Genomic DNA, 24,755 nt, shown 5'->3' on the forward strand with positions numbered 1-24,755 from the left:
TTCCGTCGTCGGACGAGTTAAGGACACCTACTCAGTGACACGTCCGCCGTGGGGGCGAAGTTCGGCGGACCCGATGAAACTCGCGTTTTCGCGCACGGGCGCCTCGGGCAGCGAAATCGCCCCGATCGTGGTCACCAGCCACACGACGATCGTGGCGGCGAGCCAAGAGGCGGCGCCGCGGATGGTAAGCCCGTGGGTGAACGCCGTGGCGAGGCTCAACGCGACCAGGGTCAGCACCAGCCCGCTGCCCCCCAGGAGAAGCGACGCATAGGCCCGTGGCAACTTCACGATCAGCAACGACAGGGCCGCCTGCGCCGCCGAGAACACCACCACGGCGACGATGAACCCCGAGGCCGACACCGAAACGCCCGGTACTACCCAGGCAGCCGCCAGCAGGCCGACGGCCCACGACGTCAGGAGCACAACCGCCCGAAGCAGAGACTGCTTCATGCCAATAAGTGTAGGTCGCGGGGGAGACGGTGTTAAGGGTCTGCTGACGGGGTTATCCGCCGCCGCAAATGGGTATCAGCTCTAAACCATGATGAGTGCCGGAAGGGTTGCGTTGGCGACACCGACATCGATGCCCACTGCCATAACCATCGACATGACCAGCGGCGGCGATTGTGACTAATCGGTTAGAGCCCACGGTCGACGGCGGGCTGCGCGGCAATAGTAGTGTCAAGCAGACATTGCCGGGAGACCAGATGACCGATGCGGGATTTCGCGCGAGCAAGCGTCAACGCGGCCAGCGGGCCGTCGAGCTCCACGTCGCGGCACGCCTCGAGAACCTGGCGATGCTGCGCACGCTGGTCGGTGCGATCGGCACCTTCGAGGACTTGGATTTCGATGCGGTTGCCGATCTGCGCCTCGCGGTCGACGAGGTGTGCACCCGCCTGATCCGCTCGGCCACCCCGGGCGCCACGCTGGTGGTCGTCGTGGACCCGCACGACGACGAGCTGGTGGTGGAGGCCTCCGCCGCGTGCGACACCCACGATGTGGTGGCGCCCGGCAGCTTCAGCTGGCATGTCCTGACTTCCCTGGCCGACGAAGTCCAGACCTTCCACGACGGTCGCGAACCCGATGAAACCGGCAGTGTTTTCGGGATCACGCTGACCGCGCGACGGGCGGCCTCTAGCAGGTGACAGCGCGAGCTGCCGGCGGTTCGGTTTCGCGACCGAACGAGTATGCGGACGTCCCGGACATGTTCCGGGAGTTGGCCGGCGTTGCCCCCGACTCGATGGAATTCCAGCGCCAGCGGGACAAGATCGTGGAGCGTTGCCTGCCGCTGGCCGACCACATCGCCCGCCGGTTCGAGGGCCGCGGCGAACCGCGCGACGACCTGGTTCAGGTGGCGCGCGTGGGCCTGGTCAACGCCGTGGTCCGCTTCGACGTCGAGACCGGCTCGGACTTCGTCTCTTTCGCGGTGCCCACGATCATGGGCGAGGTCCGCCGTCACTTCCGCGACAACAGCTGGTCGGTCAAGGTCCCGCGGCGCCTGAAGGAACTGCACCTGCGGCTGGGCACCGCCACCGCGGATCTGTCGCAGCGGCTCGGCCGGGCGCCGACCGCGACGGAACTCGCCGCCGAACTCGGCATGGAGCGCGACGAGGTGGTCGAGGGCCTGGTGGCCGGCAGCTCCTACAACACGTTGTCCATCGACACCGGCGGCGGCAGCGACGACGACGACGCCCGCGCCATCGCCGACACCCTGGGCGACGTGGACGCCGGCCTCGACCGCATCGAGGACCGCGAGGCGTTGCGCCCCCTGCTCGAGGCGCTGCCCGAGCGGGAACGAATGGTGTTGGTGCTCAGGTTCTTTGAGTCGATGACGCAGACGCAGATCGCCGAGCGGGTCGGCATCTCGCAGATGCACGTGTCGCGGCTGTTGGCCAAGTCGCTAACGCGGCTGCGGGACCAACTGAAGTAGCGGCCGGGACCCGTCGCGGTCGGCCCGCGCCGGCCTCAGCAGCGGCTCGGCCTGCGGCGTCGTCACCGGCAGGGTGCCGTCGGGGTCGCAGATTCTCAACAACCGCGCCACGGCCGGGCTCGGCACCATGGCCCAGTGCACCTGGGCGCCCGAGCACGCGACGTTGATTCGGTGTAGCGCCGAAAAGCCCGCGGTGCCAATGAATCCCAGGCCACGCAGGTCGACGATGATCCGGCGGGCGCGCCTGACGCTGCGTTGCGCGTAGATGGCGAGCTGGTCGGCGTTGGCGGCGTCGAGCTCACCGTCGACGGTGATCAGCGCCCCCCGCGCGCTCCAGCGTGAGGTGAATTGTGCGGTGCGGCTTTGTTGCCAGGATTGGGCCACAGACATGCTTGTCTCCGTCATTTGGAGGATCCTGCTGTGGATGACGTCAGGTGGTCGTTAATAGTTCAACACCGGGAGTTCGCACCCCGCGTGCCTGGCGTGATCCGGGCGGCTGTGAACTCAACCTGACCCGACCCTACCCGCGACGGGCAGAGTCGGACAACATTTGGTTGATCTGGGATTCAATTGATCCCGGATCTACTTGATCTCGGCGAGGACCGTGCCCTGGGTGATGGCCGCGCCGGCCTCGACGGCAAGCCCGGTTATGGTGCCGTCCTTGTGCGCGGTCACCGGGTTTTCCATCTTCATCGCCTCGAGGACCACCACCAGGTCCCCAGCGGCGACCTCCTGGCCCTCCTCGACCGCGACCTTGACCACGGTGCCCTGCATGGGCGCCGTCACCGCGTCACCCGAGGCGGCCACGCCCGCGTGCGATCCGCGCTTGCGCGGCTTGGGCTTCTTGCGGATGACCCCGGCCGGGTCGGCGGAACCGTTCGACAGCGCCAGGTCGCCGGGCAGCGACACCTCGAGCCGGCGCCCGCCGACCTCGACGACCACCGTCTGGCGGGGCCGGGCGTCCTCTTCGTCGATCGGTTCGCCGCCGGTGAACGGTTCGATGGTGTTGTCCCACTCGGTCTCGATCCAGCGGGTGTGCACCGAGAAGCCCTTGTCGTCGCCGATGAACGCCGGGTCACTCACCACGGCGCGGTGGAACGGGATGACGGTGGCCAGGCCCTCGACCTCGAACTCGGCCAGGGCGCGCCGCGCGCGGGCCAGCGCCTCGTGCCGGTCGGCGCCGTACACGATCAGCTTGGCCAGCATCGAGTCGAACTGGCCGCCGATCACCGAGCCGGTCTCCACGCCGGAGTCCATCCGCACGCCGGGGCCAGCGGGCGGGTGGAACTTGGTCACCGGGCCGGGGGCGGGCAGGAAGCCGCGGCCGGCGTCCTCGCCGTTGATCCGGAACTCGATGGCGTGCCCGCGCGGGATGGGGTCCTCGGTGATGTCCAGCTTCTCGCCGTTGGCGATCTTGAACTGCTGCAACACCAGGTCGATGCCCGCGGTCTCCTCGGTGACCGGGTGCTCGACCTGCAGGCGGGTGTTGACCTCCAGGAAGGAGATCAGGCCGTCCTGGCCGACCAGGTACTCGACGGTGCCGGCGCCGTAGTAGTGCGCCTCCTTGCAGATCCGCTTGGCCGACTCGTGGATCTCCTTGCGCTGCGCGTCGGTCAGGAACGGCGCCGGCGCCTCCTCGACCAGCTTCTGGAAGCGGCGCTGCAGCGAGCAGTCGCGGGTGCCGGCGACGACGACGTTGCCGTGCTGGTCGGCGATCACCTGGGCCTCGACGTGGCGGGGCTTGTCCAGGTAGCGCTCGACGAAGCATTCACCGCGGCCGAACGCCGCGACGGCCTCGCGGGTGGCCGACTCGAACAGCTCGGGGATCTCCTCGAGGGTGCGGGCGACCTTCATGCCGCGGCCGCCGCCGCCGAAGGCGGCCTTGATCGCGATCGGCACGCCGTACTCCTTGGCGAAGGCCACCACCTCGTCGGCGTCCTTGACCGGGTCGGGGGTACCGGGCACCAGCGGCGCCTGGGCGCGGGCGGCGATGTGGCGGGCGGTGACCTTGTCGCCGAGGTCGCGGATCGACTGCGGGCTGGGACCGATCCAGATCAGGCCGGCGTCGATGACCGCCTGGGCGAAGTCGGCGTTCTCGGACAGGAAGCCGTAGCCGGGGTGGATGGCGTTGGCGCCGGACTTCGCCGCCGCGTCGAGGAGCTTGCCGAAGTCCAGGTAGGACTCCGCGGACGTCTGACCGCCGAGGGCGAACGCCTCGTCCGCCAGCCGCACGTGCGGCGCGTCGGCGTCGGGCTCGGCATACACCGCCACGCTGGGCAGGCCCGCGTCGCGGGCCGCGCGGATCACCCGGACGGCGATCTCACCGCGATTGGCGACGAGCACCTTGGCGATCCTCGAGCTGGCGTGACTAGCCACTTCGCCTCCTGTTCGGCTGGACGTCTCTCTCGTCTCTTCGTCTCTAAGAGAATTTCTTACAAGTCTTGTCCGGGGAAGTTTATGCGCCGCGCCGCGCGGGCTGTCACCCGGTCTCCAAATCCCTTTCTGATCAGGCCGTCTCGCGCAATCGCCGCTTGATGCGGGTCAGCATCGCCGACATGCCGCGCAGCCGCAGCGGGCTGATCAGAGCGGCCAGGCCCAGCTCGGTGTAGAAATCCTCGGGCACCGCGAGGATGTCGGCGGCGGGCTGCTCGTCCAGCCCGGCGGCCAGGATCGACGCGAATCCCCTGGTGGTGGGCGCCTCGGCGGGCGCGCTGAAGTGCAGCCGCACCCGGTTGCGGTCGCTGGCGTCGACGTGCAGGAACAGCGGCGACTGGCACTCGGGCACCGGCTCCATCGCCGCCTCTTCGAGGTCGGACGGCAGTGCGGGCAGGTCGTTGGCGAACTCCAGCAGCAGCGTCAGCTTGTCCTGGCCCTGGACTTCGGCGAAGTCGGACACCACCTCGGCCAGCGGGGCGGGCATGCTCATCAGACCGGAACGGCTCCCGGCTGCTCGCCCGCGACGATCGGCACGCGCACGGTGTTGCCCCACTCGGTCCAGGATCCGTCGTAGTTTCGCACCCCCGGCTTGCCCAGCAGGTGGGTGAGCACGAACCAGGTGTGGCTGGACCGCTCGCCGATGCGGCAGTAGACGACGGTCTTGTCGTCCGGCTGCAGGAAGCCGTAGAGCTCCTCGAGCTCCGCGCGGGGACGGAAGCGGCCGCTCTCGTCGACCGCCTTCCCCCACGGGATGGACACGGCGGTGGGGATGTGCCCGGCCCGCAGCGCGCCCTCCTCGGGGTAGTCGGGCATGTGGGTGCGCTTGCCGGTGTATTCGTCCGGCGAGCGCACGTCGATGAGCGGCTCGGCGCCGAGGATGGCCAGCACGTCGTCCTTGTACGCGCGGATGGGCTCGTCGTTGCGCTGAACGACGGGGTAGCCGCTCGACGTCGCGGTCGGGACGTCCAGGGTGGTGTCGCGGCGCTCGGCCAGCCACAGGTCGCGCCCGCCGTTGAGCAGGCGCACGTCGGGGTGGCCGAACAGCGTGAAGACCCACAGCGCGTACGCCGCCCACCAGTTGCTCTTGTCGCCGTAGATCACCACGGTGTCGTCGCGGGCGATGCCCTTGCGGTCCATCAACTCGGCGAACTGCTCGCCGTTGATGTAGTCGCGGACCCGCGGGTCGTTGAGGTCGGTGTGCCAGTCGATCTTGACCGCGCCGGGAATGTGGCCGACGTCGTAGAGCAACACGTCCTCGTCGGACTCGACGATCGCCAGGCCCGGGGCGCCCATGTTGGCGGACAGCCAGTCGGCGGTGACCAGTCGTTCGGGGTGGGCGTATTCGGTCAGGGACGGGTGTGGATCGGGGGGTAATGACACGACTTCGAGCCTACCGCTGGGCCGTCCACAGCGCGGCCACCGAGAGCCCCGCCCGGCCCAGCAGCGCGCGCAGCAGCGGCAGGCTCATGCCGATCACGTTCGACGGGTCGCCGTCGATCCCGTCGACGAACCAGCCGCCCAGCCCGTCCAGGGTGAAGCCGCCCGCCACGCCCAGCGGTTCGCCGTGGGCGACATAGGCCCGCAGGTCCGCCTCGGCCGGTACGGCGAAATGCACTGTGGTACAGGCGGATTGGACATCGCGATGGGCGACGGCGCCGTCGCGCAGCCGCAGCAGGCAGTGCCCGGTATGCAGCCGGCCCGACCGCCCGCCCATCAGCCGCCACTGGTCGACGGCGGCGTCGGCCGATCCCGGCTTGCCGCACAGCCGGCCGTCGACCCAGAGCATCGAATCACAGCCCAGGACAACGCAGTCCGCCGCGGTGGCGGCGTCGAGCCGGCCCGCGACGTCGTCGGCCTTGGCCGCGGCCAGCGCGCAGACCACGTCGTCCGGCGAGGCGTCGGACCCCAGGCCCGTGGCGATCAGATCTTCGTCGACGCCGGACACCACGACGGCCGGTTCGAGGCCGGCCTGGCGCAGCACCTTGAGGCGGCCGGACGAGGCCGACCCCAGCACCAGCCGGGTCAATGCCTCATGTGCGTCATTTGCTGCAGGGTCAGCCGCTGGTAGTTCGACATCGCGTAGCGCAGCCGGTCGACCGCGAGCCCCCAGCGGGTGCTCTCGGGCTGGGCGGGCTCGGGGGAGGCGGCGCCCACGCCGCCGAGCACGGCCACCAGCGCCGCCAGCTCCGCATCGGTGGGATTCCCCTTGACGATGTGGATGTGCGGATCGTGCTCGGTCACAGCGGAATGTTCCCGTGCTTCTTGGGCGGCAGGTGGCTGATCTTGCGTTCCAGCAGGCGCAGCGCCGTGCCGATGTAGCCGCGGGTGTACGACGGCGGGATCACCGCGTCGACGTAGCCGCGCTCGGCCGCGACGTAGGGGTTGACCAGCGTGTCCTCGTACTCCTGCTGCAACTGCAGGCGCAGCGCGTCCACGTCCTCGCCGTTGCGGGCGGCCTCGGCCAGCTGCTGGCGGTAGACGAACCCGACCGCGCCGGAGGCGCCCATCACCGCGATCTGGGCCGTCGGCCAGGCCAGGTTGACGTCGCAGCCCATGTCCTTGGAACCCATGACGCAGTAGGCGCCGCCGTAGGCCTTGCGGGTGATGACGGTGATCTTCGGCACGGTCGCCTCGCCGTAGGCGAACAGCAGCTTGGCGCCGCGCCGGATGATGCCGTTGTATTCCTGGCCGGTGCCCGGCAGGAAGCCCGGGACGTCGACCAGCATCACGATCGGGATGTTGAAGCAGTCGCAGGTCCGCACAAAGCGGGCCGCCTTCTCCGAGGCGTTGATGTCCAGGCAGCCGGCGAACTGGGTCGGCTGATTGGCGACGATCCCGACCGGCCGGCCGTCGATGCGGCCGAACCCGACGACGATGTTCTGCGCGTAACCGCCCTGGATCTCCAGGAACTCGTCGTCGTCGAGGATGCGGGTGATCACCTCGTGCATGTCGTAGGGCTGGTTGGGCGAGTCCGGGATCAGGGTGTCCAGCTCGAGGTCCTCGTCGGTGAGGTTCTCCTCGATGGGCCCCGCGGGGGCGGGCTCGGCGTAGCGCGGCGGGTCGGTCGCGTTGTTCGGCGGCAGGTAGCTCAGCAGGTCGCGGACCCAGTCGAAGGCGTCCTGCTCGCCGGAGGCGACGTAGTGCAGGGTGCCCGACTTGGCCATGTGGGTGTGGGCGCCGCCGAGCTCCTCCATGGTGACGTCCTCGCCGGTGACCGTCTTGATGACGTCGGGGCCGGTGATGAACATCTGGCTGGTCTGGTCGACCATGATCACGAAGTCGGTCAGGGCGGGGGAGTAGACGTGGCCGCCCGCGGCCGCGCCCATGATCAGCGAGATCTGCGGGATGACGCCCGACGCGATGATGTTGTTGCGGAAGATCCGGCTGTACAGGCCCAGCGAGACGACGCCCTCCTGGATGCGCGCGCCGGCGCCGTCGTTGATGCCGATGAGCGGGCGGCCGGTCTTGATCGCCAGCTCCTGCACCTTGACGATCTTCTCGCCGTACACCTCGCCCAGGCTGCCGCCGAACACCGTGGCGTCCTGGCTGAAGATGCACACGTCGCGCCCGTCGATGGTGCCGTAGCCGGTGATCACGCCGTCGCCGAGTGGGCGGTTGTTCTCCAGCCCGAAGTTGGTGCTGCGGTGCTTGGCCAGCGCGTCGAGCTCGACGAACGAGTCCTCGTCGAGCAGGGCCAGGATGCGCTCGCGAGCGGTCAGCTTGCCCTTGGCGTGCACCTTCTCGACGGCCTCTTCACCGACCGGGTGCAGCGACTCCTCCCGCCGCTTGTGCAGCTCGGCCAGCTTGCCCGCGGTGGTGTGGATGTCGATGGTGTGCTCGGCGGCCGGCTCGGCCGTGTGGTCGGTAACGCTTGTCATGGGACTCGATGCTATCGGCAGACCAGCTCGACCCGTCGGAGGCCCTTAATAACTCCTTAAGCAGTCTCCGGACAAGTAATCTCCGGAACATGCGCGGCGCGGGAGTCGACTGGGTCGAAGAACATGACGTGCTCGTCGCCGGATCCGGCGGCGGCGGTGTCACCGGCGCCTACACCGCGGCCCGCGAAGGCCTCGACGTCCTGCTCGTCGAGGCGACCGACAAATTCGGCGGCACCACCGCCTACTCCGGTGGCGGCGGGGTCTGGTTTCCGTGCAATCCGGTGCTGGTCCGGGCCGGCACCGACGACACCATCGAGGACGCCCTCACCTACTACCACGCGGTCGTCGGCGACCGCACGCCCCGCGAATTGCAGGAGGCATTCGTCCGGGGCGGCGCGCCGCTGATCGAGTACCTCGAGCAGGATCCGGACATCAAGTTCGTGCCGTTGCCCTGGCCCGACTACTACGGCAAGGCGCCGAAAGCCCGTCTCGACGGCCAGCGTCACATCGCGGCGAAGCCGTTGAAGGTCGCCGCCGCGCCGGAATTGCGTGACGCGATCCGCGGACCGCTGGACACCGACAGGCTCGGCGCCGAGACCCCGCCCGACTACTACGTGGGCGGCCGCGCGCTGATCGCCCGCTTCCTCAAGGCCATCGGGCAGTACCCGACCGCGACGCTGCAACGCGACACCGCGCTCGTCGAGCTGGTGCGCTCGGACGGCCCCGAAAGGCGCGTCGAGGGTGCGATCGTGGAGAGCGACGGCCTGCGCCGCGCGATCCGCACCCGCCTCGGGGTGCTGCTGGCCGCCGGCGGATTCGAAAACAACGACGTCCTGCGCCGTCGATACGGCGTGCCGGGCGAGGCGCGAGACACCATGGGCGGCCCGGGAAGTCGTGGCCAGGCGCTGCAGGCCGGCATCGCTGCGGGCGCGGACACCGACCTGCTGGATCAGGCCTGGTGGTCGCCGGGCATGACTCATCCCGATGGACGCTCGGCGTTCGCGCTGTGGTTCACCGGCGGCATCTTCGTGAACCAGTCCGGTGACCGATTCGTCAACGAATCCCGCGCGTACGACCGCGCCGGACGCGAGATTCTCGCTCAGCTCCAGGACGGCTCGATCACGTTGCCGTACTGGATGATCTACGACGACAAGGAGGGCGAGGTGCCACCCGTCAAGGCGGCCAACGTCTCGATTGTGGGGACCGAGAAATACGTCGCCGCCGGCTTGTGGCACTCCGCGGACACACTCCAGGAGCTGGCGGCCAAGATCGGGGTGCCATCGGACCGGTTGGCGGCGACGGTGGCCCGGTTCAATGCCTTCGTCGCCGCCGGCGTCGACGAGGACTTCGGCCGCGGCGACGAGGCGTTCGACCGCGCGTTCTCCGCGGGCGCGTCGCCGTTGGTGTCCATCGACAAGCCGCCGTTTCACGCCGCCGCGTTCGGCCTGTCCGATCTGGGCACCAAGGGCGGCCTGCGCACCGACACAGCGGCGCGGGTGCTCGACGGGTCGGGCAACCCGATCCCCGGCCTGTACGCGGCCGGCAACACGATGGCCGCGCCTAGCGGCACCGCGTATCCCGGCGGCGGCAACCCGATCGGGACCAGCATGCTCTTCAGTCACCTGGCCGTGATGGACATGAGAAACCGGCGCCACTGACACGACACCTGCTGCCCGGTTGCTCGACGCGTCCGGTGAGCCCAACCCGACCGACATGCGATCTAGGCTGGGTGGAGTGACGGATCGCGCTTCGCTTCGGCTACCGCTGGATCAGGCCGCGCTGCGCGCCGAGCTGATCGGGACCGGGTTGGGCTGGCGCCAGCTCGACGTCGTCGAGCAGACCGGCTCCACCAACGCCGACCTGCTGGCGCGCGCGGCGGCCGGCGACGACGTCGCCGGGGCGGTGCTGATCGCCGAGCACCAGACGGCCGGCCGGGGGCGCCACGGGCGCGGATGGACGGCCAGCCCGCGGGCCCAGATCACGATGTCGGTGGGCGTCAGCGTCGTCGACGTGCCGACCGAGGGATGGGGCTGGCTGTCGCTGGCCACCGGGGTGGCGATCGTCGACGCGGTGCTGGCCGTCACCGGGGTGCAGGCCGGCCTCAAGTGGCCCAACGACGTGCTGGCCGGCCCGCCGGACTCGCCGGGCAAGCTGGCCGGCATCCTCGCCGAGGTGGCCCGCCCGGTCGTGGTAATCGGCTTGGGGCTCAACGTGACTCAGGCACCCGAGGAGGTCGACGGGCCCGGCGCGACGTCGCTGTTCGACCTGGGCGTGGCGGCGCCCGACCGCGGGCGGCTGGTGGGCGCGGTGCTGACCGAACTGGGCCGGCGGATCGTGGCCTGGCGGGCCGCGCGGGGCGCCGACTGGGCGCTGGCGGCCGACTACCGGGCGCGCAGCCTGACCATCGGGCGCGCGGTGCGCGCCGTGCTGCCCGGCGGCAAGGAGGTCGTGGGCACCGCGACCGCCGTCGACGACCAGGGCCGGTTATGCCTGGAGGCCGGCGGCCAAACCGTCACGGTTTCCGCCGGCGACGTGGTGCATCTACGTTAGGAAGCGGTAACTTCGGCACGTGAGCTATCCGGACAACGCCCTGGCCGCCGGCGAGCAGGTCGTCCTGCACCGCCACCCGCACTGGAAGCGCCTGATCTGGCCCGTCGTGGTTCTCGTGCTGGCGACCGCGCTGGCCGCGTTCGGCTCCGGCTACCTCAACTCGACGCACTGGGAGCAGCTCGCCAAGAACATCCTCTACGGAGTCATCTGGGGCATCTGGCTGGTGGTCGTCGGCTGGCTCGCGCTCTGGCCGTTCCTGGGCTGGCTGACCACACATTTCGTCGTCACCAACCGCCGGGTGATGTTCCGGCACGGGGTGCTGACCCGCAGCGGCATCGACATCCCGCTGGCGCGCATCAACAGCGTGGAGTTCCGGGACCGCTTGTCCGAGCGCATGTTTCGCACCGGGACGCTGATCATCGAGTCGGCGTCACAAGATCCGTTGGAGTTCTACGACATTCCGCGGCTGCGCGAGGTGCACGCGCTGCTTTATCACGAAGTCTTCGACACCCTGGGTTCGGAGGAGTCGCCGAGCTGAGGAGACCGGCGCGCCTTCTTGCGCCAGGACCGCAACAGGGTGACGTTCCCGCCTTCGAGCTCGTCTTCCAGCACCTCGGCGAAACCGCCTGCGGTAAGCGCGGATTCGATCGCCTTGTCGGGGTTGCGGGCGAACTCCTCGGGGAACACCCAGCGCCGGAACGCCCAGAAGCGGAACGCCATCTGTAGCAGGTTGCCGATGATGTAGGCCGAGATGAAGTCGGTGATGTTCTCCAGGGTCAGCGACACCTCGGGCACCCGCAGCAGCAGCACGTAGTGCGAGAACCACAGCGGGGCCATGGAAAGCAGCACGCCCACGCCGCTGAACGCGAAGAACAGCAACGCCTCGTGGTGGCGCTCGCGGCCCCCGCGGTCGCGGAAGCTCCACTCGCGGTTCAGCACGTAGGAGGCGATGACGGCGACGATGCCCGCGATCACCTTGGCGGTCACCGGCTTGGGTTCGAGGACGGTCAGCTTCAGGGTGTAGAAGATCGCCGAGTCGATGACGAATGTGGTGCCGCCGACGATCGCGAATTTGATCAGCTCGTGATGGCGCAGCAAATAGGGCTGAACGGCCTCTGGCAGGCGCGTAATGACGGCATCGGCGAAGGACACAACACGCCAGTGTACGGACGGACGCAAAAACGACGCAAAATGTGTCTCGCCGGGGGCCGTGACACCATGAGGGCCGTGCCCAACACGCGCTCACCGAAGGCCGCCCCCGTGGTTGCGATGGTCGGCGGCGGTCAGCTCGCCCGCATGACCCACCAGGCCGCGATCGCGCTGGGCCAGACGCTGCGGGTGCTGGCCACCGCCCCCGACGAGCCGGCCGCGCAGGTCAGCCCCGACGTGGTGATCGGATCGCACACCGAGCTCGAGGACGTGCGCCGGGTCGCGGCCGGGGCCGACGTGCTGACCTTCGACCACGAGCACGTCCCGTCCGAGCTGCTGGAAAAGCTCGTCGCGGAGGGCGTCAACGTGGCGCCGCCCCCGCATGCCCTGGTGCACGCGCAGGACAAGCTGGTGATGCGGCGGCGGTTGGAGGCCCTGGGCGCGCCGGTGCCGCGCTACGCCGGGATAGACAACCTCGACGAGCTCGACGCGTTCGCCGTCCGGGTGGGCGGCCCGGTGGTGGTGAAGGCGGTCCGCGGGGGCTACGACGGGCGCGGGGTACGGATGGCCCGCGACCCCTCGCACGCCCGCGAAATCGCGGAAAGTTTCCTGGCCGATGGGGTGCCGGTGATGGCCGAGGAGCAGGTGGACCTGCGCCGCGAACTGTCGGCCCTGGTGGCGCGCTCGCCCTTCGGGCAGGGCGCGGCCTGGCCGGTCGTGGAGACGGTGCAGCGCGACGGGATCTGCGTGCAGGTGATCGCGCCCGCGCCGGACCTGGGTGACGACGTGGCCGCCGGAGCCCAGCAGCTGGCGTTGCGGTTGGGTGCCGAGCTCGGTGTCGTCGGCGTGCTGGCGGTCGAGCTGTTCCAGACCACCGATGGCGCGCTGCTGGTCAACGAGCTCGCGATGCGACCGCACAACTCCGGGCACTGGACCATGGACGGGGCGCGCACCAGCCAGTTCGAACAGCACCTGCGCGCGGTGCTGGACTATCCGCTCGGCGACACCGACGCCATCGCGCCGGTGACCGTGATGGCCAACGTGCTGGGCGCCCCGCAGCGCCCGGCGATGAGCATGGACGAGCGGCTGCATCACTTGTTCGGGCGGATGCCCGATGCCCGGGTTCACCTGTACGGCAAGGAGGAACGGCCCGGGCGCAAGATCGGGCACGTCAACTTCCTGGGCGCCGACCCGGGGCGGCTGGTCCAGCTGCGGGAGCGCGCCGAGCTGGCGGCACACTGGTTGTCACACGGGCAGTGGACGGACGGATGGGATCCGCATGGCTAACAGTCCCCGCGTCGGGGTCATCATGGGCAGCGACAGCGACTGGTCGGTGATGCACGAGGCCGCCGAGGCGCTGGCCGAGTTCGACGTCCCGGCCGAGGTCCGGGTGGTCTCGGCGCACCGCACGCCGCAGGTGATGTTCGACTACGCCCGCACGGCGGCCGACCGCGGGCTACAGGTGATCATCGCCGGCGCCGGCGGCGCCGCGCACCTGCCCGGCATGGTCGCCTCGGCCACGCCGCTCCCGGTGATCGGGGTGCCGGTGCCGCTGGCCCGGCTGGACGGGTTGGACTCCCTGCTGTCGATCGTGCAGATGCCGGCCGGCGTTCCGGTCGCCACGGTCTCCATCGGCGGCGCCCGCAACGCGGGCCTGCTCGCGGTGCGCATCCTGGCCTCGTCCGACGCGGCGCTGCGGGCGCGGCTCGTCGCCTTCTCCGACCAGCTGGCCGAGAGCGTGAAGGCCAAGGATGCGGCGCTGCAACAGCGCCAGGGTAAAGTTACCGGCCAGTAACCGGAAGAGTGCTAGGAGGCCGAACATGGCTGGATGGGCCGGAAACCCGTCGTTCGATCTGTTCCAACTGCCCGAGGAGCACCGGGAGTTGCGCGCCGCGATCCGCGCGCTGGCGGAGAAGGAGATCGCGCCGTACGCGGCCGACGTCGACGAGAACGCGCGGTTCCCCCAGGAGGCGCTGGAGGCGCTGAACGCCTCGGGGTTCAACGCCGTGCACGTGCCGGAGGAGTACGGCGGGCAGGGCGCGGACTCGGTCGCGGCGTGCATCGTGATCGAGGAGGTGGCCCGCGTCGACGCGTCCGCCTCGCTGATTCCCGCCGTCAACAAGCTGGGCACCATGGGCCTGATCCTGCGCGGCTCGGAGGAGCTGAAGAAGCAGGTGCTGCCCCAGCTCGCGGAGGGCGGGTTGCTGGCGTCCTACGCGCTGAGTGAGCGGGAGGCCGGCAGCGACGCGGCGTCGATGCGCACCCGGGCCAAGGCCGACGGCGACGACTGGATCCTCAACGGCGCCAAGTGCTGGATCACCAACGGCGGCAAGTCGACCTGGTACACGGTGATGGCGGTGACGGACCCGGACAAGGGCGCCAACGGCATCTCGTCGTTCATGGTGCACTCCGACGACGAGGGCTTCACCGTCGGTCCCAAGGAGAAGAAGCTGGGTATCAAGGGGTCGCCGACCACCGAGCTCTACTTCGAGAACTGCCGCATCCCGGGGGACCGCATCATCGGCGAGCCGGGCACCGGCTTCAAGACCGCGCTGGCCACGCTGGACCACACCCGTCCCACCATCGGCGCCCAGGCCGTCGGCATCGCGCAGGGCGCGGTGGACGCCGCGATCGCCTACACCAAGGACCGCAAGCAGTTCGGCGAGTCGATCAGCAGCTTCCAGGCGGTGCAGTTCATGCTGGCCGACATGGCGATGAAGGTCGAGGCCGCGCGAATGTTGGTGTACCAGGCGGCCGCCCGCGCCGAGCGCGGCGAATCCGACCTCGGCTTCATCTCCGCGGCGTCGAAGTGCTTCGCCTCGGACGTCGCGATGGAGGTGACCACCGACGCCGTGCAGTTGTTCGGCGGCGCCGGCTACACCACCGACTTCCCGGTCGAGCGGATGATGCGCGACGCCAAGATCACCCAGATCTACGAGGGCACCAACCAGATCCAGCGCGTGGTGATGTCGCGGGCGTTGCTGCGCTGATCGCGGGGCTCCGTTTGGGATCGCGTCGGCGCACCGAATAGGATCTCCGACGGCAACGAGATGGGCCGGTAAGTCCGACCCCAGCGTCGGTAAACAGGCACCGGCTATCCACTCCGACCGTCGTCCCAGAGCAAAGTCCTATCGCGGCCAGGGGAGCGTCCAATGCCTGACATGGCTTCCCATGGGCTTCCATGGGTGACCGGGAATTGATGCCCGTGCGCTCTCCCCTGTCGCTGCTGTTGGTCGAGGACGACCGCGCCGACGCGCTGCTCGTGGAAGAGCTGATCGCCGACGCGCTTGCCGACATCCGGGTGACCTGGGCGCAGTCGATCGCGCAGGCGGAAGAGGAGCTTGCGTCGGCGCGGCCCGACTGCGTGCTGCTGGACCTGAACCTGCCCGACGCCAGCGGGATGGACGCGCTGGACCGCATCGCCAAGCGCGACGCGACGGTCCCCATCGTCGTGCTGACGGGGTTGAACGACGAATACTTCGGCGCCTCGGCGGTCGCGGCCGGCGCGCAGGACTACCTCGTCAAGGGGCGCGTCGAACCCGAGATGCTGCGGCGGGCGCTGCTCTACGCGATCGAGCGCAAACGGGCCGAGCTCATCGCGGCCGCCCTGCACGCAAGCCGGCTGCGGGCCCGGGAGAACGCGCTGCTGGAACGCGGCCTGCTGCCGTCGCCGCTGCTGCTCGACGAGCCCGGCATCGACATCGTCGCCCGGTACCGGCCGAGCCGCGAGGACGCGCTGTTGTGCGGGGACTTCTACGACGTCGTGCAGACGCCCGACCGGGTCGTGCACGTCGTGATCGGCGACGTCGCCGGCCACGGACCGCACGAGGCGGCGCTGGGCGCGGCGTTGCGCATCGCGTTCCGCGCGCTCACCTTCGCCGGCGTGCATGGCGTCGAGCTGCTGCGCCGGCTCGAGCGGGTCCTGCAGTCCGAACGCACCGGCACGGGGATCTTCGCGACGGTGCTCAGCCTGGAAATCCAGCCAGAGGGCACCGGCGTCACCGCCGTCCGGGCCGGCCATCCGGGGATGCTGCTGCACGGCGACGACGGGGTGGAATGGCTCGAGCCACCGGCCGGACCGGCCCTGGGCCTGGGCAACGACGACTGGCCGCGGCACGAGCTCGAACTGCCCCCGGGCACCGGGCTGCTGCTGCTGACCGACGGGCTCTTCGAGGGATACTCCGGGCACGGCGCGCGGCGCCTGGGCGAGGACGGCCTGCTGGCGCTGGCCCGCACGCACGCACGGCTGCCCGGTCCGCAGTTCGTCGACGCCCTGATCGACGGCGCGCAGGAACTCGCCCGCCCCCGCGGCGGGCTCACGGATGACATCGCGGTGCTGCGCGTCGAGCGGACGACGCGGTGAGCGCCGTCCGCCCGCTGCGCCTGGCGCAGCTCACCGTGCGCGGATGGCAGGCGCTGCTGCTGTCCACCATGGGCGTGATGGTGCTCGCGGGCGCCGTGATCGGTGGGCTGTTGCTGCACCGCACCGACGACACGTCGCGCACGCTGACCGACGCGATCCAGCCCGCGCGGGTGGCGGCGTTCCAACTGCAGTCGGCGCTGCGGGACCAGGAAACGGGCGTCCGTGGCTACCTGATCACCGCCGATCGGCAGTTCCTCACCCCGTACTACGACGGCGAGCACGCCGAACGGGAAGCGGCCGAAGACATCCGGCGCCGGCTGGGGCAGCGCGCGGACCTGGTCGCCGACCTGGACTCGATCGAGAAGGCCGCCGCCAACTGGCGGACGAACTATGCCGAGCCGGCGATCGCCAGCGTGGCCCCGGACTCCCGGAACGTCACGAACCGGCCCGCCACCGAACGCGGCAAAGCCGAATTCGACCATCTGCGTGCGCTTTTCGACAGGCAAAACGCGAACCTGGCGGGGGCCTCGGCGAGCGCGGCCGCCGATCTGCAGCGCACCGATGTCTGGCGGGACAGGGTGCTCGGGGCGATGGTGCTGCTGTTCTTCGCTACGGCCGCCGCGCTCGGGCTGTTGATGCGCGACGCGGTCACCGTCCCGCTGGCGGCGCTGGCCGCGGCGTGCCGGCGGATCACGCGGGGCGACTTCGGCGAGAGCATCTCACCGCCCAAGCGTCCCAAGGACATTCGCGGCATGGCAATCGATGTGGAGAACATGCGGAAGCGCCTCGTCGAGGAGCTCGAGGTATCGCGTTCGGCCCGAGCCCTGTTGGACGAGCAGGCCGTCGAATTGCGGCGTTCGAACGCCGAGCTCGAGCAGTTCGCCTACGTCGCGTCCCACGACCTGCAGGAGCCGCTGCGCAAGGTCGCCTCGTTCTGCCAGCTGCTCGAGAAGCGGTACGGCGACCAGCTCGACGAGCGCGGGATCGAATACATCGGCTACGCCGTCGACGGGGCCAAGCGCATGCAGGTGCTGATCAACGACCTGCTCACCTTCTCCCGCGTGGGTCGCCTGGCAACCATGCAAACCGAGGTCGACCTCGGCACGGCGCTGGACCACGGCCTGGCCAACCTCGCCGCCGCCATCGAGGAGACGGACGCCGAAATCGTGCGGCCCGCGCAGCCGCTGCCGGTCATCATCGGGGATCCCACGCTGCTGACCATGCTGTGGCAGAACCTGATCGGCAACGCGGTGAAGTTCCGGCACAAAGACCGCCGGCCGCGCGTGGTCATCGACTGCGAACGGCGTACCGACGAGTGGCTATTGTCCGTGTCGGACAACGGCATTGGCATTGCCGAAGAATTCGCCGAGAAGGTCTTCATCATTTTCCAACGGCTGCACGGCCGTGAGGCGTACTCGGGAACCGGGGTCGGTCTGGCGCTGTGCAAGAAGATCGTCGAGCAGCACGGCGGCGCCATCTGGGTCGACTCGACCTACACCGACGGAACCCGGCTGCAGTTCACCCTGCCCATCGCGACTTCGGAAGGAGGCCACGATGACATCGCCATCATCGGCCGGTAGAGCGATCGAGATCCTGCTCGTCGAGGACGATCCGGGCGACGAGCTGATCACGCGAGAGGCGTTCGAGCACAACAAGCTCAAGAACAACCTGCACGTCGCCCACGACGGCGAGGAGGGCCTGGACTTCCTTTACCGGCGCGGTCCGTACGCGGACGCGCCGCGACCGGACCTCGTCCTGCTCGACCTGAACCTGCCGAAATACGACGGCCGACAGCTGCTGGAGAAGGTCAAGTCCGACCCGGACCTGGCCCGCATACCGGTCGTCGTGCTCACCACCTCCTCGGCGGAGGAGGACATCCTGCGCAGCTACCAACTGCACGCCAACGCCTACGTCACCAAGCCGGTCGACCTCGACCAGTTCATCAACGCGGTTCGGCAGATCGACGAGTTCTTCATTCAGGTGGTGCGGCTCCCGGGGCTCTAGCCCGTGAGGAACTCCGCGTTGTGCTGCCCGGGCGCGGGCGGGGGATCGGTGGCCGCGGCGTCGAAGCTGGCGTAGCGCGCCGGCATGCGCACGACCGTGATGGCGTCCTCGCCGCCGCCGACCCGCAGGGCGAGTTCGTTCTCGGCGAACAGCGGGGTGCCGACCACCTGCTTCCAGGTGTAGGCGTGGCAGGCCATCAGGCCGCCGTCCTGCAGCAGCTGGACCCATTCGGCCGCGGTCTTGGCCGCCAGCGCCGATTCCAACTCCTCGGTCAATTCGTGGTAATTCATTGCGCGGGAACGCTGGTCGATGAACCGCTCGTCGGTCAGCAGCTCGGGGCGGCCGATGATCTCGCACAGCTTCGCCCAGTGCTTGGGCACGTACGCGCTGATCACCAGGTAGCCGTCGGCGGCCCTGAACGCGTCCGACGGCTGGGTGGCGAAGCCAACTCCCTTGCGCTTCTTGGCTTTCGGCTCCGAATCGAGTTTCGGCTCGCTCGGCTTGTTGAGGTGGATGGTGAGCTGGCTGGCCTGCAGGTTGACCGCGACGTCGTACATCGCGACCCGGACGACGTCGGCCACCCCGTGGCGCTCCCGGTTGAGCAGCGCGGCCAGCACCGCCTGGGCCAGCACGTGACCGCTCGCGGCGTCGACGAGCTGGAAGGGGATGATTTGCGGCTTGCCGGTCGGCGTGGGCATCCCGGTGCTCATGCCCGACTCGGCGGCGACCATCAGGTCGACGCCCGGCCGGTTGCCCTGCGGGCCATTGCCGCCGTAGGCCGACAGCCGCGCGTAGATCAGCCTCGGGTTGCGCGCCCGCAGCTCGTCGGGACCCAGACCCATCCGTTCCATCACCCCGGGCCGAAACCCTTCCAGCACAACGTCGGCGGTGTCGACGAGCCGCAGGATCTGCTGCTTGTTCTCGTCGTCGGTGAGGTCCACCGCCACCGATTTCTTGCCGCGGTTGTGGGGCAGGAACAGGGTCGGAAGCGGCGGGCGCCCGGGCAGGACCGCGGTGATCTGCCGGGCCGCCTCGCCGCCGGGGGCCTCCACCTTGATCACCTCGGCGCCCAGGTCCGCCAGCACCTGCCCCGCCAGCGGCCCGGCGATGTTCTGGGTGAAATCGAGTACCCGGTACCCGTCAAGTGGCTTGGCGGGCTTGCTGTTTGGCATGTGCGGCCTTCCTCTAGGCTGCCCGGTGCAGCACCGCGGTGCAGTAGTAGTTGCGTGCGAAGGGGGCGTCGGGGCCTTCGGGTTGCAACGGCAATCCCGCGTCGGCCAACACCCGATTCAGCGGCGTGCGGGACGGCCGCCAGCCGCGCCCGGTCAGGTAGGTCGCCACGTCGCTGCGCTCGCCCGGGAAACCGAGGTCGCCCAGCGCGATGTCGAGGCCGTTCTCCCGCCACTTCTCGCTGGGCGCGTTGAGCGCGTCCCCGCTGACGCCCGTGTTGAAGAAGACCTCGGCCATCAGCCGGCTGCCGTCGGCGGACAGCGCGGTGATGTCGTCGAGCAGCCGGTCCTGGGCGTCGCCCGGCAGGAAACCGAGCAGGCCCTCGGCGACCCACGCGGCCGGGCGGGCGGTGTCGAACCCGGCCTGCCGCAGAGCCTCCGGCCAGTCGTGGCGCAGGTCGATCGGCACGTTACGCACCTCGGCGGTGGGCCCGGCGCCGAGCTCGGCGAGGGTGGCGCTCTTGAACTCGATGACCCGCGGCTGGTCGATCTCGAACAGCGTCGTGCCCGGCGCCCACGGCAGCCGGTACGCGCGCGCGTCCAGGCCGGAGGCCAGGATCACCACCTGGCGGATGCCCGCGCTTTGCGCCTCCGCGAGGAACGCGTCGATGTGGCGGGTGCGGGCGGCCATCATGTCGGTCATGCGCTGCATACCCCACGGGGCGCCGGGCATGTCGACGTCCTCGGTGCTCAATTCGCCGGCGGCCCACCGGGTCATGAAGTCGACTCCGACGGCGCGCACCAGCGGCTCGGCGAACGGGTCGTCGATCAGCGCGTCCCGGGTCGCGCGGGCGCGTCCCGCGGCCACCATGGTGGCGGTGGCTCCCACGCTGGTCGCCAGGTCCCAGGTGTCGTTGTCGGTGCGCGCCATGCCGTCCCTTCTCGCCGCTACTGGTTAGCCACAATAACGACGGCGCCCGGGCGCCGGCCGCCCGCGGGTGCGGTGTGTAAGAGCCCGGACACGGTTGTGTTACGTCCGCGTGTGCGGGCCCGCAGGCCCACCCCGCCGTCGCTAGCCTCGCGCAATGACCATTTCGCCCGCCGTCGTCGGCGAATGCCACGCCGCCGGGAGCCGGGATGTGGGCTGGCGGACCGACGCCCGGTGGGCGCGCCAGTTGGCCTGGATCAGCCTGGTCGTGGTGCTTGTCGAGGGCGGCGTCGGCTTGTGGCAGGGACTGGCGGTCGGGTCCATCGCGCTGACCGGGTGGGCGCTCGGCGGCGGGGCCGAGGCGCTGGCCAGCGCGATGGTGATCTGGCGGTTCAGCGGCGCACGGGAGCTCTCCGAGACGGCCGAGCGGCGCGCGCAACGCGGTGTGGCGGTGTCGTTCTGGCTGACCGCCCCGTACATCGCCGCCGAATCCATCCGGGACCTGACCGAGGAGCACCACGCCGAGACGTCGGTGATCGGCATCGCGCTCGCCGCCCTCGGCCTGGTGCTGATGCCGATCCTCGGGCGGGCCAACCGCCGACTGGGCGCGCGGCTCGGCTCGGAGGCCACCGAGGGCGAAGGCACGCAGAACTACCTGTGCGGCGTGCAGGCCGCCGGGGTGCTGATCACCCTCGCGCTGACGGGACTTTGGTCGGGCGCGTGGTGGGTTGACCCCGCGGTGGGTCTTGGGGTCGCCGGGGCCGCGGCCTGGCAGGGCGTCCGGACCTGGCGCGGCCACTCCTGCGGCTGCTGAGCCGTCACTGCGGTTCCCACGTCCGGGGGAGCATCGGCAGCCGCGGCGCCTCGGGCTCGGGGTCCATGTATTCGTAGCCACGGCCCGGCCGCGTCGCTTTGGGCCGACGGCGGCGCCGCGGCGATCCGGCTTCCTCGGGCGTCGCGGCGACCACCGGAGCCTCGGCGCTGTCCGGCTCCGGCGCCCCCTTCCGCGCGGCGGCGCCCGCCGCCCGACGAGTATCCGCGCTCAGCCCACCGACCAGGTAGGCCGAGCCGTCCATGCCGACGCCCATGGCCGCCCCGGTCAGCGTCGGTGGCGTACCGGCCGGCGGCGGCGGCCCGGCGGTGGGAGCGGCCGCCGTCGCGGCGGCCGGAGCCGGCGCCGGGACCGGAGCGGGCGGCGGCGGGCTCGGGGCCGGCATGGCCGGGGCGAGCGCGACCACCGGCGGCATGGCGGCGGGCAGCGCGGGCGGCACCACGACGATCAGGCCCTTGATGCCGGCCAGGCCGGACAGGCCGCCCAGCGTGGCGGGGACGGCGGCCAGCGGCGCCAAGGAGGCGCTGATCAGCGGCAGGAAGACCGCGAGCAGCACGATGTTCTGCTCCAGCAGGGTCTTGAGCAACGCGATAGTGTCGGTGATGATCGTGCCGACGGCCTCGACGGTGACGAAAACCAGGGTCCAGCCGATGGTCGTGGGATTACCCGAGGCGAGCGCCGCGGTGACATCCACCGCGATGAACGCGAACGTTTCCGCCAGAAAGGCGGAGTACGAACCGAAATCCATCGGGTAGCCGAGGGCGAACGCGATGTTGAACGGGCTGAGGAAGCTCAGGGGATTGCCGAGCACGGGCAGCCACGGATCGAAGCCGGAGAACAGCGACTGGAAAAACGGGTCGAGCATCAGCGAGTCGATCAACGGCTGCAGGTGGGCGTAGTAGAAGTCGGTAAACCCGTTCTGCTGCAACCATTGCAGGACGTCGTCCTGCCGGTCGGGGGGTAATGGCGCGGCGGCCGCGGCCACGAGCGCATCGGCCGTCACGATCTGCGGCGCCGCGGTGGTCCGGGGTGCCGCCGCCACCGCCGCCGTCGTCGCGCCCTGATACGCGCTCATCACGGTCGCGGCCTGAATCCACATCCGCGCATAGTCGGCCTCGTTCAGCGCGATCGGGATCGTATTGATGCCAAAGAAATTCGTCGCCACCAACCCCGCGTGGGTCGCGTGGTTGGCGGCCAGCTCCGCCAGGGTCGGCATCGCCGCCAGCGCGGCGGCGTAGGCGGCGGCTGCGATCTCCTGCTGGGCGGCCGTCGCGGCGCTGTCCGCGCCGGCCCGCTCCAGCCACGCCAGATACGGGGCGTGCGCGGCCGCATGGGACTCGGCGGCCGGCCCGGCCCACGAGCCCGCCCGCACCGCGGCCAGTAGCGCCTCGAGTTCCTTTGCCGCCGCCGCGTATTCGGTGCTGAGCGCACCCCACGCCGCGGCGGCCGCGAGCAACGCACCCGGCCCGGGGCCGCTGCCGATCAACGCTGAATGCACTTCCGGCGGGGACGCCATCCAGATCGGGGCGCGATGCCATGACGAATGTGGCATGAGGGATTGCCAGCTCTCTCGGGGTACACCGCCCCGGGTCGCAGGATGCGACGACGCGAGTGTCCTGGCTCTCGGATCGCTGCTCGCCTCGCCTTCCAGCTCACGCCGTGGCTGCTGAGGGTCGCTCCCCGATGACAGTGGCGGGACCGCGCCGGATTCGCACCGGCTTCCTGCATCGTCATCGCCTTACGCGCAGTATTGTTGCACGCCCGCGGTTGCCGCGCCGTGACCAAAGTCCCGGCAGGGGGTGGCGTTGCGCCCTAAGCCACGCCGCGATCGATCGGCAGAGTTAAAGCAATGACCGCGAAACTGCTCAGGCGTCTCGGGTTGGAAGCTTCGTCGCTGCTGATGTATGCCCGGTCCGGGGGATTGCGAACGATGCCGCCCGGCCGGATCGCGCCGGTGCTCCGCGCGCTCGACCGCTACGGCCTGATGGGCGCGGCGACGGTGATCGCGGCCGCGCGGGATCGCGACGGGCTGGCGCTGATCGACGAGCGTGGGCCGCTGACGTTCGGCGAGCTGGACGAGCAAACCAACGCGCTGGCCAACGAGTTCCGCCGGCGCGGCCTCGGCCCGGGCGCCAGCGTGGCAATCCTGACCGGCAATCACCGGGGCTTCCTGGAGGCGGTCTTCGCCACCGCCAAGTCGGGCGCCGGTGTGCTGCTGCTCAACACCGGCTTCGGTCGCACCCAGCTGGCCGAGGTGCTGGCCCGCGAGGGTGCCGACCTCCTGGTCTACGACGAGGAGTACGCCGGCGTGGTCGCCGACGCCCATCCGCGATTGGGCCGCCTTCGGGCGTGGGCGGACACGCCGGGGGCCGACACCCTCGATGCGCTGATCGAGCGCGGCGACCCCGGCCCGCCCCCCAGCTCCGGCGGCCGGCCCAAGATCGTCATCTCGACCAGCGGGACGACCGGTGTCCCGAAGGGCGCCCTGCGCTCCGAGCCCGCCTCGCTGATCCCGGTCGGCGGGCTGCTCGGCAAGGTGCCGTTTAGGGGTCGGGAAGTCACCGAATGCTGTGTGCCGCTGTTTCATTCGATGGGCTTCAGCCATGCGATGTACGCGATGGTGCTGGGCTCGACGCTGGTGTTGCGCCGGCACTTCGACGCCGAGCGGACGCTGGACAGCGTGGCCGCGCACCGGGCCAGCGCGATGATCGTCGTGCCGGTCATGCTGCGGCGCATTCTCGACCTGGGCTTCTCGGCGCTGGCCGAGCACGATCTGACCTCGTTGCGCATCGTGTTCGTCGGCGGATCCCAGCTCGGCGCCGCGCTCGCCACCCGGGCCCTGCGGGACCTGGGGCCCGTCGTCTACAACATGTACGGCTCGACCGAGGTCGCCTACGCCACCATCGCCACGCCGGCCGACCTGTCCGTCGCGCCGGGGTGCGTCGGTGGGGTGGTGCCCGGGTCGGTGGTCAAGGTTTTCACCGGCGAGGGGCAGGAGGCGCCCGTCGGGACGCCGGGACGGATCTTCGTCGGCAACGTGCTCGCCTTCGAGGGGTACACGGGCGGCGGCACCAAGGAGTCGATCGGGGGCATGATGTCCACCGGCGACGTCGGTCATTTCGACGCCGCCGGCCGGCTGTTCATCGACGGGCGCGACGACGAGATGATCGTGTCCGGTGGGGAGAACGTCTACCCGGGCGAGGTCGAGGATGCGCTTGCGCAGCACCCCGACATCCTCGACGTGGCTGTCGTCGGCGTCGACGACGACGAGTTCGGGCAGCGACTGCGCGCCTACGTCGTGCCGCGGGCGGGCGCGTCGCTGACCGAGCGCGACGTCCAGGAGTATGTGCGGAACCGGTTGGCGCGCTTCAAGACTCCCCGCGACGTGCTGTTCGTCGACGCGTTGCCCCGCAACGCCGGCGGCAAGGTGCTCAAGCGGCTGCTGGGCGTGCAAGCGGCGCAATCGGTCCAGTCGGTACCGGATCAGCCGTGAGCTGTTGGCCTGCTTCCGCCGAGGGC

25 protein-coding genes and 1 riboswitch are annotated in these 24,755 nt (G+C 70.2%); of the genes, 13 read left to right on the forward strand and 12 right to left on the reverse strand.

Going from position 1 to position 24,755, the window contains the following annotated elements; all coding sequences use genetic code 11:
- Nucleotides 1-27 precede the first annotated feature (27 nt).
- Nucleotides 28-450 carry a hypothetical protein gene (locus tag AC5Y2S_RS16215; protein WP_499957117.1) on the reverse strand — a complete coding sequence of 141 codons (423 nt, stop codon included), beginning with the start codon at nucleotides 448-450 and terminating at the stop codon, nucleotides 28-30.
- Nucleotides 451-704: 254 nt separating this feature from the next.
- On the opposite strand from AC5Y2S_RS16215, the gene AC5Y2S_RS16220 reads away from it, so the two are divergent.
- Entirely contained in the window at nucleotides 705-1,142 is a 438-nt protein-coding gene (locus tag AC5Y2S_RS16220; protein WP_499957404.1) for an ATP-binding protein, read from the forward strand.
- Complete coding sequence (locus tag AC5Y2S_RS16225) at nucleotides 1,139-1,927, forward strand: RNA polymerase sigma factor SigF (RefSeq protein WP_067010372.1); 789 nt, start codon at nucleotides 1,139-1,141, stop codon at nucleotides 1,925-1,927. The genes AC5Y2S_RS16220 and AC5Y2S_RS16225 overlap by 4 nt, the downstream gene beginning before the upstream one ends.
- Here AC5Y2S_RS16225 and AC5Y2S_RS16230 read toward each other — a convergent pair.
- From AC5Y2S_RS16230 to AC5Y2S_RS16260, 7 genes are all read right to left on the reverse strand, one after another.
- Nucleotides 1,898-2,317: an STAS domain-containing protein gene (locus tag AC5Y2S_RS16230; protein WP_499957118.1), complete on the reverse strand. Its 420-nt coding sequence runs from the start codon at nucleotides 2,315-2,317 to the stop codon at nucleotides 1,898-1,900. The genes AC5Y2S_RS16225 and AC5Y2S_RS16230 overlap by 30 nt on opposite strands.
- 192 nt (nucleotides 2,318-2,509) lie before the next feature.
- The gene (locus AC5Y2S_RS16235) at nucleotides 2,510-4,303 is read right to left on the reverse strand and encodes an acetyl/propionyl/methylcrotonyl-CoA carboxylase subunit alpha (RefSeq protein ID WP_499957119.1); all 1,794 of its coding nucleotides are present in this window, start codon (nucleotides 4,301-4,303) and stop codon (nucleotides 2,510-2,512) included.
- A 130-nt stretch (nucleotides 4,304-4,433) separates the two neighbouring features.
- Nucleotides 4,434-4,853, reverse strand: coding sequence for a SufE family protein (locus AC5Y2S_RS16240; RefSeq protein ID WP_499957120.1), 420 nt, complete (start codon nucleotides 4,851-4,853; stop codon nucleotides 4,434-4,436).
- Nucleotides 4,853-5,743: a sulfurtransferase gene (locus AC5Y2S_RS16245; RefSeq protein ID WP_499957121.1), complete on the reverse strand. Its 891-nt coding sequence runs from the start codon at nucleotides 5,741-5,743 to the stop codon at nucleotides 4,853-4,855. The genes AC5Y2S_RS16240 and AC5Y2S_RS16245 overlap by 1 nt, the downstream gene beginning before the upstream one ends.
- 10 nt (nucleotides 5,744-5,753) lie before the next feature.
- A complete protein-coding gene (locus AC5Y2S_RS16250; protein WP_499957122.1) occupies nucleotides 5,754-6,389 on the reverse strand; it encodes a Maf family protein in 636 nt (211 codons plus the stop codon).
- Nucleotides 6,386-6,604 (reverse strand): acyl-CoA carboxylase subunit epsilon, encoded by a 219-nt coding sequence (locus tag AC5Y2S_RS16255; RefSeq protein ID WP_499957123.1) that lies wholly within the window; start codon nucleotides 6,602-6,604, stop codon nucleotides 6,386-6,388. Before AC5Y2S_RS16255 ends, AC5Y2S_RS16250 begins: the two co-directional genes overlap by 4 nt.
- Complete coding sequence (locus tag AC5Y2S_RS16260) at nucleotides 6,601-8,241, reverse strand: acyl-CoA carboxylase subunit beta (RefSeq protein WP_499901484.1); 1,641 nt, start codon at nucleotides 8,239-8,241, stop codon at nucleotides 6,601-6,603. Before AC5Y2S_RS16260 ends, AC5Y2S_RS16255 begins: the two co-directional genes overlap by 4 nt.
- Before the next feature lie 89 nt (nucleotides 8,242-8,330).
- Here AC5Y2S_RS16260 and AC5Y2S_RS16265 point away from each other — a divergent pair, with 89 nt between their 5' ends.
- The 3 genes from AC5Y2S_RS16265 to AC5Y2S_RS16275 all read left to right on the forward strand — a co-directional run bounded on the left by AC5Y2S_RS16265 (nucleotide 8,331) and on the right by AC5Y2S_RS16275 (nucleotide 11,329).
- The gene (locus tag AC5Y2S_RS16265) at nucleotides 8,331-9,899 is read left to right on the forward strand and encodes an FAD-binding protein (protein WP_499957124.1); all 1,569 of its coding nucleotides are present in this window, start codon (nucleotides 8,331-8,333) and stop codon (nucleotides 9,897-9,899) included.
- A gap of 76 nt (nucleotides 9,900-9,975) precedes the next feature.
- Nucleotides 9,976-10,791, forward strand: coding sequence for a biotin--[acetyl-CoA-carboxylase] ligase (locus tag AC5Y2S_RS16270; protein ID WP_499957125.1), 816 nt, complete (start codon nucleotides 9,976-9,978; stop codon nucleotides 10,789-10,791).
- 19 nt (nucleotides 10,792-10,810) lie between these two features.
- Nucleotides 10,811-11,329 (forward strand): PH domain-containing protein, encoded by a 519-nt coding sequence (locus AC5Y2S_RS16275; RefSeq protein ID WP_499957126.1) that lies wholly within the window; start codon nucleotides 10,811-10,813, stop codon nucleotides 11,327-11,329.
- Here AC5Y2S_RS16275 and AC5Y2S_RS16280 read toward each other — a convergent pair.
- Entirely contained in the window at nucleotides 11,284-11,943 is a 660-nt protein-coding gene (locus AC5Y2S_RS16280; RefSeq protein WP_499957127.1) for a GtrA family protein, read from the reverse strand. The genes AC5Y2S_RS16275 and AC5Y2S_RS16280 overlap by 46 nt on opposite strands.
- Before the next feature lie 66 nt (nucleotides 11,944-12,009).
- On the opposite strand from AC5Y2S_RS16280, the gene AC5Y2S_RS16285 reads away from it, so the two are divergent.
- The 6 genes from AC5Y2S_RS16285 (at nucleotide 12,010) to AC5Y2S_RS16310 (ending at nucleotide 18,307) form a co-directional block, all read left to right on the forward strand.
- Nucleotides 12,010-13,227: a 5-(carboxyamino)imidazole ribonucleotide synthase gene (locus AC5Y2S_RS16285; RefSeq protein WP_499957128.1), complete on the forward strand. Its 1,218-nt coding sequence runs from the start codon at nucleotides 12,010-12,012 to the stop codon at nucleotides 13,225-13,227.
- A complete protein-coding gene (gene purE, locus AC5Y2S_RS16290) occupies nucleotides 13,220-13,735 on the forward strand; it encodes a 5-(carboxyamino)imidazole ribonucleotide mutase (protein ID WP_499957129.1) in 516 nt (171 codons plus the stop codon). The genes AC5Y2S_RS16285 and purE overlap by 8 nt, the downstream gene beginning before the upstream one ends.
- Nucleotides 13,736-13,760: 25 nt before the next feature.
- Nucleotides 13,761-14,930, forward strand: coding sequence for an acyl-CoA dehydrogenase (locus tag AC5Y2S_RS16295; protein WP_499957130.1), 1,170 nt, complete (start codon nucleotides 13,761-13,763; stop codon nucleotides 14,928-14,930).
- 191 nt (nucleotides 14,931-15,121) lie between these two features.
- Nucleotides 15,122-16,303: a PP2C family protein-serine/threonine phosphatase gene (locus AC5Y2S_RS16300; RefSeq protein ID WP_499957131.1), complete on the forward strand. Its 1,182-nt coding sequence runs from the start codon at nucleotides 15,122-15,124 to the stop codon at nucleotides 16,301-16,303.
- Nucleotides 16,300-17,883, forward strand: coding sequence for a sensor histidine kinase (locus AC5Y2S_RS16305; RefSeq protein WP_499957132.1), 1,584 nt, complete (start codon nucleotides 16,300-16,302; stop codon nucleotides 17,881-17,883). The genes AC5Y2S_RS16300 and AC5Y2S_RS16305 overlap by 4 nt, the downstream gene beginning before the upstream one ends.
- Nucleotides 17,858-18,307, forward strand: coding sequence for a response regulator (locus tag AC5Y2S_RS16310; RefSeq protein ID WP_499901474.1), 450 nt, complete (start codon nucleotides 17,858-17,860; stop codon nucleotides 18,305-18,307). Before AC5Y2S_RS16305 ends, AC5Y2S_RS16310 begins: the two co-directional genes overlap by 26 nt.
- Here the strand turns inward: AC5Y2S_RS16310 and AC5Y2S_RS16315 are convergent.
- Together AC5Y2S_RS16315 and AC5Y2S_RS16320 are read right to left on the reverse strand one after the other, a co-directional pair.
- Complete coding sequence (locus tag AC5Y2S_RS16315) at nucleotides 18,304-19,479, reverse strand: CoA transferase (protein WP_499957133.1); 1,176 nt, start codon at nucleotides 19,477-19,479, stop codon at nucleotides 18,304-18,306. The genes AC5Y2S_RS16310 and AC5Y2S_RS16315 overlap by 4 nt on opposite strands.
- Before the next feature lie 13 nt (nucleotides 19,480-19,492).
- Nucleotides 19,493-20,407 carry a class I SAM-dependent methyltransferase gene (locus AC5Y2S_RS16320; RefSeq protein WP_499957134.1) on the reverse strand — a complete coding sequence of 305 codons (915 nt, stop codon included), beginning with the start codon at nucleotides 20,405-20,407 and terminating at the stop codon, nucleotides 19,493-19,495.
- A gap of 154 nt (nucleotides 20,408-20,561) precedes the next feature.
- Between AC5Y2S_RS16320 and AC5Y2S_RS16325 the strand changes: the two genes are divergently transcribed.
- Entirely contained in the window at nucleotides 20,562-21,218 is a 657-nt protein-coding gene (locus AC5Y2S_RS16325) for a cation efflux transmembrane domain-containing protein (RefSeq protein WP_499957135.1), read from the forward strand.
- 4 nt (nucleotides 21,219-21,222) lie between these two features.
- Here the strand turns inward: AC5Y2S_RS16325 and AC5Y2S_RS16330 are convergent, their stop codons facing one another.
- Entirely contained in the window at nucleotides 21,223-22,788 is a 1,566-nt protein-coding gene (locus AC5Y2S_RS16330) for a PPE family protein (protein ID WP_499957136.1), read from the reverse strand.
- A gap of 42 nt (nucleotides 22,789-22,830) precedes the next feature.
- Nucleotides 22,831-22,994, reverse strand: a riboswitch (cobalamin riboswitch).
- Nucleotides 22,995-23,085: 91 nt separating this feature from the next.
- Here AC5Y2S_RS16330 and AC5Y2S_RS16335 point away from each other — a divergent pair.
- Entirely contained in the window at nucleotides 23,086-24,729 is a 1,644-nt protein-coding gene (locus AC5Y2S_RS16335; protein WP_499957137.1) for an AMP-binding protein, read from the forward strand.
- Nucleotides 24,730-24,755 lie beyond the last annotated feature (26 nt).

The organism is Mycobacterium sp. NGS69, assembly GCF_059812165.1.